This window comes from Mycobacterium sp. IDUB_17 (assembly GCF_055419465.1).
In genome coordinates, this window is the sequence record NZ_JBVAXS010000006.1 from 250633 (window position 1) to 267101 (window position 16469).

The 16469-nt window shown below is 69.0% G+C and carries 13 protein-coding genes; 1 reads left to right on the forward strand and 12 read right to left on the reverse strand.

All coding sequences use genetic code 11. From position 1 onward, the window contains the following. Window positions 1-78: 78 nt before the first annotated feature. The 12 genes from murC to ACZYZ7_RS24655 form a co-directional block, all read right to left on the reverse strand. The gene (murC, locus tag ACZYZ7_RS24600; RefSeq protein WP_450070791.1) at window positions 79-1497 is read right to left on the reverse strand and encodes a UDP-N-acetylmuramate--L-alanine ligase; all 1419 of its coding nucleotides are present in this window, start codon (window positions 1495-1497) and stop codon (window positions 79-81) included. Between the two features lie 38 nt (window positions 1498-1535). Beyond that, entirely contained in the window at window positions 1536-2738 is a 1203-nt protein-coding gene (gene murG / locus ACZYZ7_RS24605) for an undecaprenyldiphospho-muramoylpentapeptide beta-N-acetylglucosaminyltransferase (RefSeq protein ID WP_450070792.1), read from the reverse strand. Between the two features lie 23 nt (window positions 2739-2761). Then, on the reverse strand, window positions 2762-4381 hold the full coding sequence (ftsW, locus tag ACZYZ7_RS24610) for a putative lipid II flippase FtsW (protein ID WP_450070793.1): 1620 nt from the start codon (window positions 4379-4381) through the stop codon (window positions 2762-2764). Between the two features lie 14 nt (window positions 4382-4395). Further along, complete coding sequence (gene murD / locus ACZYZ7_RS24615) at window positions 4396-5937, reverse strand: UDP-N-acetylmuramoyl-L-alanine--D-glutamate ligase (protein WP_450070652.1); 1542 nt, start codon at window positions 5935-5937, stop codon at window positions 4396-4398. Window position 5938: 1 nt separating this feature from the next. After that, entirely contained in the window at window positions 5939-7018 is a 1080-nt protein-coding gene (gene mraY, locus ACZYZ7_RS24620; RefSeq protein WP_135455708.1) for a phospho-N-acetylmuramoyl-pentapeptide-transferase, read from the reverse strand. Beyond that, the gene (locus ACZYZ7_RS24625; protein WP_135455710.1) at window positions 7015-8577 is read right to left on the reverse strand and encodes a UDP-N-acetylmuramoyl-tripeptide--D-alanyl-D-alanine ligase; all 1563 of its coding nucleotides are present in this window, start codon (window positions 8575-8577) and stop codon (window positions 7015-7017) included. Before ACZYZ7_RS24625 ends, mraY begins: the two co-directional genes overlap by 4 nt. After that, a complete protein-coding gene (locus ACZYZ7_RS24630; RefSeq protein ID WP_450070653.1) occupies window positions 8574-10115 on the reverse strand; it encodes a UDP-N-acetylmuramoyl-L-alanyl-D-glutamate--2,6-diaminopimelate ligase in 1542 nt (513 codons plus the stop codon). The genes ACZYZ7_RS24625 and ACZYZ7_RS24630 overlap by 4 nt, the downstream gene beginning before the upstream one ends. Before the next feature lie 52 nt (window positions 10116-10167). Beyond that, complete coding sequence (locus tag ACZYZ7_RS24635; protein WP_450070654.1) at window positions 10168-12096, reverse strand: peptidoglycan D,D-transpeptidase FtsI family protein; 1929 nt, start codon at window positions 12094-12096, stop codon at window positions 10168-10170. Then, window positions 12093-13235 (reverse strand): cell division protein FtsL, encoded by a 1143-nt coding sequence (gene ftsL / locus ACZYZ7_RS24640; protein WP_450070655.1) that lies wholly within the window; start codon window positions 13233-13235, stop codon window positions 12093-12095. Before ftsL ends, ACZYZ7_RS24635 begins: the two co-directional genes overlap by 4 nt. Further along, entirely contained in the window at window positions 13232-14410 is a 1179-nt protein-coding gene (gene rsmH / locus ACZYZ7_RS24645) for a 16S rRNA (cytosine(1402)-N(4))-methyltransferase RsmH (RefSeq protein ID WP_463742027.1), read from the reverse strand. Before rsmH ends, ftsL begins: the two co-directional genes overlap by 4 nt. Beyond that, window positions 14385-14816 (reverse strand): division/cell wall cluster transcriptional repressor MraZ, encoded by a 432-nt coding sequence (gene mraZ / locus ACZYZ7_RS24650; RefSeq protein WP_135455719.1) that lies wholly within the window; start codon window positions 14814-14816, stop codon window positions 14385-14387. Before mraZ ends, rsmH begins: the two co-directional genes overlap by 26 nt. 421 nt (window positions 14817-15237) lie before the next feature. Next, the gene (locus ACZYZ7_RS24655; protein ID WP_135455721.1) at window positions 15238-15639 is read right to left on the reverse strand and encodes a DUF3040 domain-containing protein; all 402 of its coding nucleotides are present in this window, start codon (window positions 15637-15639) and stop codon (window positions 15238-15240) included. Between the two features lie 228 nt (window positions 15640-15867). Between ACZYZ7_RS24655 and ACZYZ7_RS24660 the strand changes: the two genes are divergently transcribed. Continuing rightward, a complete protein-coding gene (locus ACZYZ7_RS24660) occupies window positions 15868-16464 on the forward strand; it encodes a GNAT family N-acetyltransferase (protein ID WP_167857880.1) in 597 nt (198 codons plus the stop codon). The last annotated feature ends 5 nt before the right edge of the window (window positions 16465-16469 follow it).

Here is a 16469-nt window from a genome sequence, read left to right on the forward strand (position 1 = left end):
GGCCGGATGCGGAAGCCTCGGTCGAAGCCTCGCCGGGAACCTCGGTCGCCTCCTCGGGACCGTCAGAACCCGTCTCGGTCACGGCGCACCCATCGGGGGACGGCCCGGGGCACTGCGGTTCTCCTTGATGCCGAGTTCGGTCAGGATCTCCTTGCCCAGCATGGTCACGTCGCCGGCACCCATGGTGAGCACCACGTCACCGGGGCGCGCGGAAGCCGCCACCGCGGCGGCGACCGCCGAGAAATCCGGAACATAGGTGACCGCCGAGCTGACATGCTCGGCGACGGTGGCGCCGCTGATGCCGGGCAGTGGCTGCTCACGCGCGCCGTAGACGTCGAGCACGAAGACCTCGTCGGCAGCGCTCAGCGCCGATCCGAACTCGGTCGCGAAAGTCGCTGTGCGCGAGTACAAATGCGGCTGGAAGGCGACGAGGACGCGGCCGCCGGTCTGGTCCACCACGGTCCGGGCCGCCTCGAGGGTGGCCCGCACCTCGGTGGGATGGTGCGCATAGTCGTCAAAGACCCGGACACCGCCGAGTGAGCCCACCAGCTCGAAACGCCGCCGCACACCCTCGAATCCGGCCAGTCCGTCGAGAACGGCCTCCGCGGGTGCGCCCACCTCGATGGCAGCCAGCAGCGCACCGAGTGCGTTGAGCGCCATGTGCCGGCCGGGCACCGCGAGCCGGATCGCGCGCGGGTGCGGCTCACCGGTGAGCTGGATGTGGGCCACCGCCCCGGTCCCCTGCTGCTCCCAGCTCAATAAGGTGCCGGCCAGATCGTCGGCGGGCGTGCTGCCGTACCGCAACACCCGGATACCCAGTGAGGCAGTGTGTTCGGCGAGGGCAGCGGCTCCCGGATCATCGGTACACACCACGAGGGCACCGCCCGGCGCGATACGGTCGACGAACGCGGAGAACACCGCGGTGTAGGCCTCCTCGCTGCCGAAGAAATCCAGGTGGTCGGCCTCGATGTTGGTGACCACCGCGACATTCGGGGTGTACTCCAGCAGCGAGCCGTCACTCTCGTCAGCCTCGGCGACAAAGCACTTCCCGCTGCCGTGATGGGCATTTGTGCCTGCCTCGCCCAGTTCACCGCCCACGGCGAAGGACGGGTCGAAACCGCTGTGCTGCAACGCCACGATGAGCATCGACGTGGTGGTGGTCTTACCGTGGGTGCCCGTCACCATCAACGTGGTGTAACCGGCCATGAGCTTGGCCAGCACCACCGGGCGCAGGATCACCGGGATTCCGCGGCGCCGGGCCTCGACCAGTTCCGGGTTGGTCTTGGGGATCGCGGCGTGGGTGGTGACGACCGCGGTCGGCCCGCCGGGCAACAGATCCAGCGACGACGCGTCGTGGCCGATCCTGATCTCGGCACCGCGGGCCCGCAGGGCCACCACGCCACGCGACTCCTTGGCGTCCGAGCCGGACACCAGGCCACCCCGGTCCAGCAGGATGCGGGCCACACCCGACATCCCAGCTCCCCCGATCCCGACCATGTGCACCCGCTGCAATTCAGCCGGAAGTGAATTACCGTTCACTGCAGCTTCTTTCGTTGAGCACGGGCGATATCGAGGGCGACCTGCGCCACCCGCCTCGCGGCGTCGGGATGACCCGACAACGAGGCAGCGGCCGTCATCGCCGCCAACCGCGCGTCGTCGGTCATCAGGCTTGCCACCGTATCGGCCACGAATCCGCCGGTGAGCTGGGCATCGTCGACGACGATGCCGCCACCCGCCGACACCACCGGTAGCGCGTTGAGCCGCTGCTCACCGTTGCCGATCGGCAGCGGGACGTACACCGCGGGCAGTCCGACGGCGGTCACCTCGGCCACCGTCATCGCTCCGGAACGGCAGATCGCCAGATCTGCCGCGGCATACGCCAGGTCCATCCGGTCCAGGTACGGCACCGCGACATAAGCCGGTGCGCCCGCCGCAGCCGGCGGCAGGTCGAGCGTGTTCTTCGGCCCGTGCGCATGCAGAACCGAAACTCCCGCCGCACCAAGGGCTTCGGCAGCCGACGACACCGCACGGTTGATCGACTGCGCCCCCTGCGACCCACCGAACACCAACAGCACCTTGGCGTCGGGGGCGAATCCGAAGAATGCCCTGGCCTCGGCCCGCAAGGCGGCCCGGTCCAGTGAGGTGATCGCCGCGCGCACGGGCACTCCGACCACCTCGACCTTGCGCAGTCCGGGCTCGGGCACCGCCGAGAGCACACGTCGTGCCGATACCGCGCCGACGCGGTTGGCCAGGCCGGCGCTGGCGTTGGCCTCGTGGACCACCACCGGGATGGCACGACGACGACCGTGCAGGCCGAAGCCGCCACGGGCGGCGAGGTACGCCGGCAGCGCGACGTAGCCGCCGAACCCGATCACCACGTCGGCCTCGACACCGGCCAGGACCGAACGGGTCTGCCGGATTGCGGTGCGCACGCGCAGCGGCAACCGCACGAGGTCTCCCGACGGCTTGCGCGGAAGCGGCACCGGGGTGATCAGCTCGAGGTCATAGCCGCGCTGTGGCACCAGCCGGGTTTCCAACCCGCGGGCGGTTCCGAGTGCGGTGATCCGCACCTGCGGATCGAGTTCACGGAGTGCATCGGCCACCGCCATGGCCGGCTCGACGTGACCCGCCGTGCCGCCACCGGCGAGAACGATGGATATCCCCCGGTCGCTACTTTCCTGCCCCCGAGGACCAGATATCCCGCGCTCGCCACGCTCCTGCCCCCGAGGACCAGATATCCACCGGTCCGTCTTACCGTCGCTCACCCGTAACGCTGACCTTCCAAAGTCCGGGTCCGTTGACCCTGTTTCCGCTGGCCTGCAGGATATCGGACCGAGGACCTCCCGCCCCCGGCCGGCTGCTGACCGGCAGCGCGACCCGACCGGCGCACCGGCCGGTCGGCGCCGTGCGGCGAGCGGCGCGTGGCCGCCTGTCTGGCGCCCGTTTGTTTGGCTCTGGCCTGCTTGCCCGCCTGCTTGCCGGCCGGCTTCGCACCGGCCTTGCCGTTGGGCTTGCCCGCGCTGCCCGAGGGCGACTTCCGGCGGTCGTGCAGCCGGTTGCGGGCGGCTTCCAACCGGGTCGGGACGTACGGCTCGGGCAGTGGCAGCCGCAGGAGCCGGGTCATCCGGTCGTCGCGCCCGGCGCGCAGCGCCGCCACCGCCTCCGGCTCGTGCCGGGCCGCGTTGGTGATCAGCCCCATCATCAGAAGTGTTGTAGCTTGCGCAGATCCACCGGCAGAGATCAGCGGCAACTGCAGCCCGGTGACCGGCAGCAGACCCACCACATAGCCGACGTTGATGAACATCTGACCGACGATCCACAGCGTGGTGGTCGCAGTGAGCAGGCGCAGGAACGGGTCTGCCGAACGCCGGGCGATGCGCATTCCCGTGTAAGCGAACAGCCCGAACAGCGCCAGCAGCCCCAGGGCGCCGACGAACCCCAGCTCCTCGCCGATGATGGCGAAGATGAAGTCGTTGTGCGCGTTGGGCAGATAGTTCCACTTGGCGGTGCCCTGGCCGAGCCCGTCACCGAAGATGCCGCCGTTGGCCAGGGCGAACCGGGCCTGCCGGGACTGATAACCGATCCCCTGACCATCGGCCGCCGGGTCCAGCCAGGACTGCACCCGATCCGACCGGTAGCCCGCGGAGACCGCCAGCACCGCGGCCGCCAACACCGCCGCCAGCAGGGAGGACAGGAACACCCGCAGCGGCAGGCCCGCGTACCAGAGCAGGCCGAGCAGGATGATGCTCAGCGAGACGGTCTGGCCGAGGTCGGGCTGGGCGACGATCAACGCCAGCGCGATCACCGCGGCGGGCACCAGCGGGATCAACATCTCGCGCAGCGAGGCCCGCTCCAAGCGCCGGGCCGCCAGCAGGTGCGCACCCCAGATGGCGAAGGCGATCTTGGCCAGCTCCGAGGGCTGCATCGAGAACCCGGCGACGACGAACCAGCCGCGGGAACCGTTGGCCACCTTGCCGATTCCGGGGATGAGCACCAGGACCAGCAGCACGATGGTGAAGGCGAACCCAGGGAACGCCAGCCGGCGCAGGGTGCGCACCGATATCCGCAGGGCCAGGTAGAACGCGATCAGTCCGACAACCGTCCACATCACCTGGCGGCCGAACACCGCCCAGGGTGACCCGTCGAAGTCGTAGGAGTACACCCCCGACGCCGAGAGGACCATGATCAGTCCCAGCGTGGTGAGCAACGCGGTGACCGCGATGATCAGGTGGAACGATGTCATCGGCCGGCCCAGCCAGGCGCCGAACCGGGTGCGCGGAGCGGTGGCCGTCGACGTGGAACTCGCCTCGGCCGATCCGCCCTCGGCAGCGGAGGTATCGCCGGTTGCGTCATCGCCACGGCGGCGCAACCGGGCCAGGATGCTGGCCACCTCGACTACCCGATTGCGGCGCGGACGGCGCCGGCGAACGCATCGCCGCGCTGGCCGTAGCCGCTGAACTGATCGAAGGACGCGCCTGCCGGGGCCAGCAACACGGTGTCGCCCGAGGCGGCCAGGCCGCGGGCGACATCGACGACCGCCGTCATGACCGCGTCGGAGACCGGACGGTCTGCGACTTCGATCACACGAGTCACATGATCACCAATAGACTCATTTGTCTCAAGCACCCCAGAATCCTCCCCCGTCACAACCTCGACGACGGGGACATCCGGGGCGTGTCGCGATAACGCATCGGCAACCATTTGCCGATCCCGCCCGATCAGCACGACCGCAACCAGCCGATTCGCCACCTGGCGCACCAACTCATCGACGGAAGCACCCTTCAGCAAGCCCCCAGCGATCCAGACCACCCGGTCGAACGCGGCGATCGAGGCCTGCGCGGCGTGCGGATTGGTGGCCTTGGAATCGTCGACGTAGCGCACCCCGTCGGCCTCCCCGACCAACTCGGCGCGGTGCCTGCCGACCTGGAACGACGCCAGCGCGGCGGCAATCGATTCCGGAGCCACCCCGACGGCACGGGCCAGCGCCGCGGCCGCCAGCGCATCGAGCACGCCGACCGGCCCGGCCACGCTGATCGACGCGGCATCAGCCAACTCGACATCGACACCGAAAGCGCGGTCGACGAGCTTGCCGGCGCGGACGCCGAGCTCGCCGTCGGCGGGCTCGCCCAGGCGGAATCCGACCCGAACCGCGGCCGTCGCGGTGGGCAGCAGTCCGGCCGCCACCGGATCATCGAGACCCACCACAGCCACCCGGCCGGTAAGCGCCCTGGCCTTGTCGGCGGCATAGGCAGCCATCGAACCGTGCCAGTCCAGGTGGTCCTCGGCCACGTTCAGCACCACACCGGCATCCGGGCGCAGCGAGGGCGCCCAGTGCAACTGGAAACTCGACAACTCGACGGCCAGCAACTCCGCGGGCTGATCCAGCACCGCCAGAACGGGATCACCGATGTTGCCGCACAACAGGCTTCGTCGTCCATCGGCCAGCAGCATCTCGTGCAGCATCGAGGTGGTGGTGGTCTTGCCGTTGGTGCCGGTGACCACCAACCAGCGCCGGGGCGGACCGTAGCGGCCTGCGGCGTCCAACCGCCAGGCCAGCTCGACGTCGCCCCAGATCGGGACACCGGCCTCGGCCGCGGCGGCCAGGACAGCAGCGGTAGGCGGGAAACCCGGGCTGGTCACCACGAGTGCGTAGTCGGCGATACCGGCGATGGCCCCGGCCGGATCAGTGACCGCGGTGCCCTGCTCGGCGTACACCTGCAGGGCCTCGGGACGGTCATCACACAGCGTCGCAGCGACCCCCAGCGGTGCCAGCGCGGTCAATACGGCGCGTCCGGTAACCCCCGCACCGGCGACCAACACCGGAGCCCCAGGGGTCAGCAGCGACAACAACCCCTCTTCCTCCTCGCGTGCGGGAAACCCCTCTTCCTCCTCGCGTGCGGGAAGCCCCTGGTCGTCACCGTCCATCGGGCCGGCCATGTCAGGCCCCGACTGCGGTGAGCCACTCGCTGTAGAACAGGGCCACACCCAGACCGCAGGCGATCGCCGTCAGCAGCCAGAACCGGATGATGACCGTGGTCTCGGCCCAACCCACCAATTCGAAATGGTGATGGAACGGCGCCATCCGGAACACCCGGCGGCCCGTGGTGCGGAACGTCAGGATCTGCACCACCACCGAGGTCACCTCGGCGACGAACAGTGCACCCAGGACCACCGCGAGGATCTCGGTGCGGCTCGTCACCGACAGCCCGGCGATGATGCCACCAAGAGCCAGCGAGCCGGTGTCGCCCATGAAGATCTTGGCCGGCGCGGCATTCCACCACAGGAAGCCGATACACGCGCCCGCCGTCGCAGCCGCGATGATCGCCAGGTCCAGCGGATCGCGCACGTTGTAGCAGCCCAGGCCCGGCGCCGTCGCGCAGGCGTTGCGGTACTGCCAGAACGTGATCAACACGTAGGCCGCCGTGACCATCGCCATCGCGCCCGCCGCCAGTCCGTCCAGGCCGTCGGTGAAGTTCACCGCGTTGGACCAGGCACTGACGATCACCACGCAGAACAGCACGAACACCCACGACGCCAACGTCACCGTGGCGATCTCACGGACATACGACAGTTCCGGGCTGCCCGGGGTGAGCCCGTTCCCGTTGCGGAACTGCAGGACCAGCACGCCGAACAACACCGCCGCGGTCAGCTGCCCGACGGTTTTGGCGGTCTTGTTCAGACCCAGATTGCGCGAGCGCCGGAGCTTGATCAGGTCGTCGACAAAACCCACCAGGCCGAGCATCGTGGCCAGCCCCAGCACCAGCAGCCCCGATGCCGACGGGCCGTCGCCGCCCAGCGCCACCCCGACCAGATGGGTGCCCAGGTATCCCGCCCAGATGCCGGCCACGATGGCCACGCCACCCATCGACGGCGTCCCGCGCTTCTTGGCGTGACTGGCGGGACCGTCCTCGCGGATCTCATGGCCGAGCCCACGCTTGGTGAACAGCCGGATCAACGCGGGAGTCAGCAGGATCGAGACCGTCAGAGCGATGCCGACGGCAATCAGAATGAGCTTCATAGGGCGGCATCCCCGTCTGCGTCCGGACCGGCCGCGGCAACCAGCGAGTCTGCGAGGGCACCCAATCCCACCGAGTTGGATGCCTTCACCAGCACCACGTCCCCCGGCTGCAGTTCAGCCTGCAACAGGGCTAGCGCGGCATCGGCGTCGTCGACCATCGTGGACTCAGATCCCCACGAACCCTCCATCACCGCGCCATGGTGCATGGCGTTCATAGTCCTCCCGGTTCCGACGACGATTAACCGAGACACATCTAAGCGCACCGCGAACCGTCCGATGGCGTCGTGCTCGGTTATGGCGTCGTCGCCGAGTTCAGCCATCTCGCCCAACACTGCCCAGCTGCGGCGCTTCCCACCCGCCTCACCGGCGAGTTCGCCTGCTGCATCTCCGGCGGGCCGGCGCGCCATCCACGCCAGTGCCTTCAAACCGGCGCGCATCGAATCCGGGTTGGCGTTGTAGGCATCGTTGATCACCGTCACACCGTCGGCACGGGTGGCGACCTGCATCCGGTGCCGCGAGACCGGGCCGGCGCCGCCCAGCGCCGTGGCCACCTGATCCAGGCCGGCGCCGCACTGCAGCGCGACCGCCGCCGCGCACAGCGCATTGCCGACCTGGTGATCGCCGTGCACCGCCAGTGCCACTTCGGTCTGTTCGCCGCCGGCGTGCAGGGTGAACCGCGGACGCGCAAGAGCATCGAGGGCGACCGGGCCGGCCCACACGTCGACCTCGGAGCCGGGCTCACGCGACACCCGCACCACGCGGGCCGCGGTCTTACCGGCCATCGCCGCGACGGCGGTGTCGTCGACGTTGAGGATCACCACGCCAGAGGCCGGAACAGCTTGCGGCAACTCGGCTTTGGTGTTCGCAATGGCCTCACGCGAGCCGAACTCGCCGAGGTGGGCGGTGCCCACGTTGAGCACCACCGCGATCTGCGGCGGAGCGATCGCGGCCAGGGCGGCGATATTGCCCGGGTGCCGGGCCGACATCTCCAGGATCAGGTAATCGGTCTCGGGCGTGGCGCGCAGCACCGTCCACGGATGCCCCAGCTCGTTGTTGAACGAGCCCGGCGGCGCAATGACCTGCCCGAGCGGCTCCAGCACCGCGGCCAGTAGATCCTTGGTCGAGGTCTTGCCGGAGGATCCGGTCACCCCGATGATCGTCAGGCCGCCGGCGACGAGCTCGGCGGCCACCGCCGCCGCGAGCTTGGCCAGCGCAGCCAGCACCGCGGCACCGGAACCGTCGGTATCGAATTCCAAAGCGCCCGAAGAAACATCGACGCCCCCGGCGGAGCCGCTGGGCTTCTTCACGATGATGGCAGGCACCCCGACCGGGCGTGCGGCAAGCACCGCAGCGGCCCCGGACGCCACCGCCGAGGCGGCGAAGTCATGGCCGTCGGAGCGTGCGCCGGGCAACGCCAGGAACAATCCGCCCGGGCCGATCGCGCGGGAGTCGAATTCGACGGTGCCGGTGATGCGGGTCGCAGCGGCCTCTTCGGCAGTGATGTCGGCCAACTCGCCGCCGACGATCTCGGCGATCCTGGCGATGGTCATCTCGATCACGTGCCCGACTCCCCTGACTTGAGTGCCTCCAACGCCGCCGCCAACTCGTCTCGGTCATCGAACGGCCGGGTGTGGCCGCCACCGGTCTGCCCGCTCTCGTGGCCCTTTCCGGCGATCAGCACGATGTCGCCGGGACCGGCCCAGGCCACCGCATGCTCGATCGCCGCGCGCCGGTCACCGACCTCCACGATCTCGGCACCGGCGGTTGCTTCGGCCGCTCCGGCCACGATCGCCGCTCGAATCAGTGCGGGGTCCTCGTCCCGGGGATTGTCGTCGGTGACGACGACGAGATCCGCGAGTTCGGCCGCGACCCGCCCCATCGGCGCGCGCTTGCCGGTATCCCGGTTGCCCCCGGCCCCGAACACCACCGCGATGCGCCGCGGGCCCGATCCCCGGAGGGTCTCCAGCACTGCCTGCAGTGCGCCGGGTTTGTGCGCGTAGTCGACCAGAGCCAGGAAGGGCTGCCCACGGTCGATCGGCTGCAGCCGGCCCGGCACGGTCGCCGTACCCAGTCCCGGAGCCGCCTGTTCGGGCGACACCCCGGCCCCGTCCAGCAGTGCGACCGCCAGGGCCGCGTTGGCGATGTTGTATCCGCCGGTCAGCCCGATCCGAAGCTCGTGGGACACGCCGGCGGGGTCGACGAGGGTGAACTCCTGAGATCCGACGCCGACCGCCGTGATGTCCCGGGCCTGCCAGTCAGCCGCGGCGCCCGTGGCGCTGACGGTTGTCACCTTCTCGGCCCGGCGGGCCATCGCCGCGCCCGCGTCGTCGTCGACACAGACCACCGCCGCCGCGGCGTGGTTGCGCGAACCGGCATCGAACAGCCGGGCCTTGGCCTCGAAGTAGTCCTGCATCGTCGGATGGAAATCCAGGTGATCGCGCGAGAGGTTCGTGAACCCGCCGAGCGCAAATACGATCCCGTCGACGCGGCCCAGCGTCAGCGCGTGGCTCGACACTTCCATCACCACGGTGTCGACGCCGCTTTCGACCATCACGGCCAACAGCGCCTGCAGATCCGGCGCCTCCGGGGTGGTCAGCGCGCTCGGCAGATCGCGTCCGGCGATGCGCACCCCCACCGTGCCGATCAGTCCGGCCACCCGGCCCGCGGCCCGCAGCCCGGCCTCGACCAGATAGGTCGTGGTGGTCTTTCCCGAGGTTCCGGTGACCCCGATGACCGTCAACCGCTCGGAAGGACGCCCGTACACCTCCGCCGCCACCTCACCGAGCACCGAACGAGGGTCGGGGTGAATCATGACCGGGACGTCGAGCCCACCAAGTTCAGCGGCGCCGGCAGCGTCGGTGAGCACCGCCACCGCGCCGGCGGTGACCGCGTCGGCCGCATAGCGTGCGCCGTGCACCGCCGCACCTGGCAGCGCGGCGAAAAGATCCCCCGGCTGGGCGTCCTGACCCCGCAGGGTCACTCCTGTAACCCGAAGTTCCGGTAGGGGATTTCCGGTAGCGGCTACCGCTTGAACCTGTTCGGCGAGCGGCACGAGGTATTGGCCGGCGGGACGGCTGGGACGCAGCTTCATGGCCATGCCACAGTACCCATCTGCGGTCCGCCGACCGCACCACCCACGACTATCCCGGTCAGGTCGCCTGCAGGGTCAACCGCGGCCCCGGATCGGCCGACAACGGAACGTTGTGACGTTGCAGCAGCCACGAGGCGATGTTGTGGAACAGCGGCGCCGCCGAGGATCCCGGCGAGCCGTCCGCCGCGCGGTGCGGCGCGTCCATCATGATGCCGACGACGTAGCGCGGATCGTCCGCAGGCGCCATGCCGGCGAAGGTGATCCAGTAGACGTCGTCGTAGTAGCAGCCGCACGCCGGATTGATCTGCTGGGCGGTACCCGTCTTGCCGGCGATCTGGTAACCCTCGACTGCGGCCTGCGGGCCGGTGCCCTGCTGAAAGCCCATCGGGTCGCGCTGCACGATGGCGCGGAACATGTTCCGCACCGTTCGGGCCGTCTCAGGTGTCACCACCCGGACCCCTTCCGGGCGCGCCTCATCGGTGCGGGTGCCATCCGGCGCGATGGTGGACTTGATGATCCGCGGCGGTATCCGCACCCCGTCATTGGCGATGGCTTGATACATCCCGGTCATCTGCAGCAGCGTCATCGAAAGACCCTGCCCGATCGGCAGGTTGGAGAATGAGCTGCCCGACCACTGGTCGATGGGCGGTACCAGGCCCGAGCTCTCACCGGGCAGACCGACACCGGTGCGCTGACCGAGCCCGAACCGGCGGACCATGTCGTAGAACCGATCGGGGCCGACCCGCTGGGCCAGCATCAGGGTGCCGACGTTCGACGACTTCCCGAACACCCCGGTCATCGTGTACGGCATCACGCCGTGGTTCCACGCGTCGCGGACCGTGACGCCGCCCATGTCGATCGAGCCGGGCACCTGCAGGACCTCGTCCGGATTGGCCAGCCCGTACTCGATCGCCGCGGAGGCGGTGATGATCTTGTTCACCGAACCGGGCTCGAACGGCGAGGACACCGGCAGGTTGCCCATCTGCCGGCTCTCCTGCCGACCCAGATCCTGGCTCGGGTCGAACGTGTTGTCGTTCGATATCGCCAGCACCTCACCGGATTTCGCATCCAGCACCACCGCGGAGACATTCTTCGCCCCGGAGGCGTCCTTGGCCTGCTGCACCTGCTGCTGGACGTAGTACTGGATGTCGTCGTCGAGTGTCAGCTGCACCGTGGATCCGTTGACCGCGTCGTGCCGGTTGCGGTAGCTGCCCGGGATCACCACGCCGTCCGAACCGCGGTCGTAGGTGACCGAACCGTCGGAGCCGGCCAACACCGCGTCGAGCGAATCCTCCAACCCGAGCAGACCGTGGCCATCCCAGTCGATCCCACCGACGATGTTGGCAGCCAGCGAACCGCCCGGGTACTGCCGAAGATCCTGACGCTCGGCACCGACCTCGGGAAACTTGTCCATGATCGCGCCGGCGATCGAGGGATCGACCGCGCGGGCCAGATAGACGAAGGTTTCGTTGCTCCTGAGTTTCTTGAGCACGGTCTTGAAATCGGGCCGGTTGTCCAGCCGGGTGGCGATCTCCTTGGCGATCTCGGTGAGCCGGTGATCCGGATCGGGTGCCTCACTCGATTTGGCCTTGGCCTCGGCGAGTTGCTTGCGAACCCGGACCGGCTGGAAGGTCAGCGCCTTGGCCTCGATGGTGAATGCCAGCTTGTCATCGTTGCGATCGACGATGCTCCCCCGCATGGCCGGGTTCACATCGGTGACCTTGAGCTGGCTGGCCGCCTCGGCGCGCAGACCCGCCGCCCTGGGCACCTGAAGGCTGAACAACTGCGCGGCCGCGATCACCAACACCGCAAGCATGACCAGGTTGCCGGTACGGTGCCGGAACACGAAAGACGAACTGCGCAAACCTGTTTCGGGTGCGGCAACCCGGGTGCGGCGAACCCCGGCCTCATGCCCCGGCCCGGGCGAGGCCTTCTTGGCCCGCTGCGGCTTCGGCGACTGGCCCTGGCGGCCCGGGCGGCGGTTCATGCGGCGGGCGCCGGGGCGCTGACGGCGACGGCCGGGGCATGCACCGCCGGCGCCGCCGGCGGGCTGAACTGTTCCAGCGGGACCGCGGGTCCCGGTGCGGCCGGTGCCGGCGCGGCCGGTCCGGGCAGGATCGGTACACCGGCGGCGGGCAGATGCGTCGGATCGGTCACCACCTGCGGTGCGAGCTGCGCCGGGTCAGCGGGAACAGGCCCCGGCGCGGGGGCTGCCAGCGGAGCCGGCGCAGGAGCCGCGAGCACATCCGGTGCGGGACCGGCCGACGGGCCCACCGGGACGGGCCCGGGCACCGGCGGCACGGCACCCGGCACCCCGTGGGGCGCGTCGGCCTGAGGAACCGGAATACCCGGTAGCGCAGGGGAACCCGCACGGGGCGTCCGTACTGTCAGCTCGCGTGGATCGAGCACCCGCGGCGCCGGAGGTGCAGGCGGGGCCGGCGGGGCCTCCTCCGGCAGCGGCGTGTTCAGCGGAGGCGGCGGCACGCCTTCGGCAGGCTTGGGGGTCCCGACGACGGTCCAGTTACCGGCCGCATCCTGCACCAGATGTGCGGTGTCGCGCGACGGGATCATCCCCAGGTTGCGGGCAGACTCAGCCAGCGCCGGAGCGGCCTGCGCCTCGAGCACATCGCGTTCCAGCGCCTCTTTCTGTTGCAGCAGGCCCTGATTCACCTGGCGAGCGTGGCCCAGCTGGTAAGACCGCTCGGCCGAACCCGTGGACAGCCACAGGGTGACCGCCAGTCCGACGCCCAGCGCCGCGATCACCAGAACGACGAACGGGACCCGAGAGATCAGCACCCGCGGATTGAGCTCGATCGAGGCCAGCCGGACCAGAAGACGTTCCCGCAGCCGGACCCGCAGTGGCGGGCGGACAACCTTGGGAGCCTTGGCCTTACGCGCCTTCGCCCGGGCCTTCGCCTGGCTGGTGCTCTTGGGCCGGGCCGGCCGGGTGCCCGGACGCTGAATCGGTCCGGCACTCGGTGCGGTCCGCGCGGGGCGCTGCTCGGCGCCCGGCCGACGCTTGCGCGGCGGAGCCTGCTCGGCGCGCCGCCCGCCACCTCGCGCGGGTTGACGCACCGGACGCCTGCGATCTGCCTCACGCAGCTGTTCGGGTCGCTTCACCTTCATGAGTTGCCCCCTTCCCCCACCTTTTCCAGTGCCCGCAGCCGCACCGGAGCGCTACGCGGATTTCGATCGATCTCTGCCTGGCGGGCCTTCTCGGCGCCGCGGGTCAGCGTGACGAATTCGGGTTCGTGGCCGGGTAACTCGATGGGCAGGCCGGGCGGTGTCCGCGATGCGGTGGCCGCGGTGAACGCCTGCTTGACGATCCGGTCTTCGAGCGACTGATAGGACATCACCACGATCCGTCCACCGTCGACCAAAGCTGCGAGGGCGGCGGGCAGCGCCGCACGCAGCGAATCCAGTTCGCTGTTGACCGCCACCCGCAGTGCCTGGAATGTCCGCTTGCCCGGATGCCCACCGGTTCGCCGCGCCGGTGCCGGGATCGCCTCGTAGAGCAGCTCCACCAGCTCTCCGGTGGTGGAAAACGGTTGCTGTGCACGCCGTTTGACGACCTTGTCGGCGATTCGGCTGGCGAAGCGCTCCTCGCCGAAATCGCGCAGGATCCGGGCGATCGACTTGGCGTCGTAGGTGTTGAGGATGTCCGCGGCGGTCAGCGGCGCATCGGGATCCATCCGCATGTCCAGCGGTGCGTCCGCGGAGTAGGAGAAGCCGCGATCGGTCTGATCCAGCTGCATCGACGACACCCCGAGGTCGAACAGCGCACCGTCGATCTGGCGGAAGCCGGATTCGGCGATGGCCCCGGCAATTCCGTCATAGCGGGTCCGCACCAACCGCATCCGGTCGCCGAACGGAGCCAGACGGGCACCGGCGATGCCGAGCGCATTGGGGTCCCGGTCCAGGCCGATGACCTGCAGGCCGGGAAAGTCGGTCAGAAAGCGTTCGGAGTGGCCGCCGGCACCGAGGGTGGCATCCACCAGAACTGCACCGGTTCCGTCGTCATGACGGCGGGTCAGTGCGGGGGCCAGCAGCTCGACGCAGCGGTCGAGCAGCACCGGGATATGACCGTGGTCCTGGGAGTCTGAGTGATCTGGGGAATCTGGCACCGCTGAAACACCTCCGCTCGGAATGGCCCCTGCACCGGGGTCTCTGTCCGAATTAACGGACCTGGCGTTGGGGAAGTACGCCAGGGCCAATTCGGGCAGAGGCCTCGTTGCACGGGCTAGGTCCAGGCCAGCCGCCGGTTGATGGGCCGCATCAGAGGATGTCGCGTAGAGCTTCATCGGTGGCCGCGGAGAAGTTCTCTTCGTGGGACTGCTGGTAGGACTCCCAGGCTTCGGCGTCCCAGATCTCCAGGTAGTCGACCGACCCGATCACCACGCACTCCTTGGACAGGCTCGCGTAGCGACGGTGATCCGCCGACAGGGTGATCCGGCCCTGCGCGTCGGGATGCTGCTCATCGGTGGCGGCCGCCAAGTTACGCAGGAACGCCCGAGCGTCGGGGTTCCTTCGCGATGCGTCAGCAGCGCGCCGGGCCACCTTTTCGAACTCGTCGCGCGGATACACGGCAAGGCTGTGATCTTGGCCCTTGGTGACCATCAACCCTCCTGCCAGTGCGTCGCGGAACTTGGCGGGCAGCGTGAGCCGCCCCTTGTCGTCGAGCTTGGGCGTGTAGGTACCCAGAAACATCTGGACACCTCCCGCCACCCGGTTCGGATCCCGGGTCGCTTCGCCTTCTGCCCTCCGAACGGGGCTCCGATTTCCCCGTTGGCCGCCACTTTACCCCACGATCCCCCACTTTGCTCCATTTGGTCCGTCCAGTTTGGGTTTTCTCCCCACCCGCGCCCCCCAGAACGGCTCGCAGCGCGCACGAAAACGCCGGTTCCGGGCAGCGGAAAACGGAAAAACGCAGGTAGAACCCCGCAGCGAGAAGGTGGGGCGTTGTGGGGCAAAAATCCCTGAGAATCTGATGCCTTCCCCCACACCGCCCCACGCAGCTGCGCGAAGGAACTACTCGGCGTGTCGCTGGGCACCCCGACGCCGGGCCTGGGAAAGGGCAAAAAAAAAGGGGCAGCCCGTTACGGGCTACCCCTTGAAACCGTCGACCGGCTCAGTCGTCGAACCGGCGACGGAACCGATCTTCCATGCGAGTGGTGAACGAGCCGCCGCGCTGACGACGCTGACGCGGCGCGTTGCCGGAACCCTGGGCCGCACGGTCGCGAGCACCGGTGACACGCGGGCCTGTGACGGCGAACACCACGCCGGCGAACATCGCCACGAAGCCGAACACCGACAGAACCGGGAAACCACCGAGCCACAGCGACTTCACCGCGACACCGACAACCAACAACGCCAAACCGAGTACGAACAAAAACGCGCCCTGCAGCCTGCGCCGAGCCGATGGCGCGCGCAAGGTCCCACCACGAACGCTCGAGGCGAACTTGGGATCCTCGGCATAGAGCGCGCTCTCGATCTGATCGAGCATGCGCTGCTCATGATCGGAGAGTGGCATTCGTCCCTCCTTGCCGACGCCGCCGTCGCTTTTCAAAATTTCACATGCCCGCAATCACGGGCACCTAACCCTAATGATACGAGGTCGATCCGAGCCGTACCACCTTGTTCGCCCTCGATTGTAGGTCGTTCCGAGATCACCCCGGTCGAGGGGACCGACCGCCTCACAGCCGGATAATGCTGAAGATAATGAGCTCGGCACACACCGGGCGGGCGAAAGGCGAGGGCATTGGCGACGTATCTCATCGATCTGTCGCCGGACGACATGAAGCGCCGGCTCCCCGAGGCGCTGCGCGTGTACGTCGACGCGATGCGCTACCCACGCGGAACCGAGGAACAGCGCGCCGCGCTCTGGCTCGAACACACCCGCCGCGCAGGCTGGAAATGCGTGGCCGCCGTCGAGGTCGCCGACCCGGCGGCCGCACCCGACAGCGCCGACGTGAACGACGCTCCGCTGCAGGGAATCGCCTACGGCTACAGCGGAGCGCCCGATCAATGGTGGCAACAGCAGGTCATCTCCGGCCTCCAGCGGGTGGGCGCCAGCCCCGGACACATCGCCGACCTGATGGCCAGCTACTTCGAACTCACCGAGCTGCACATCGCGCCCGGCGCACAGGGTCAGGGCCTCGGCGAGGCCCTGACCAGGCGACTGTTAGCCGGACGCGCCGAATCTCACGTGCTGTTGTCGACCCCTGAGATCAACGGCGAGGCCAATCGCGCGTGGCGGTTGTACCGGCGACTCGGCTTCACCGACGTGATCCGCGGATACCACTTCGCCGGTGATCCCCGGCCATTCGCCATCCTCGGTCGCCCACTGCCGCTGTGACATCT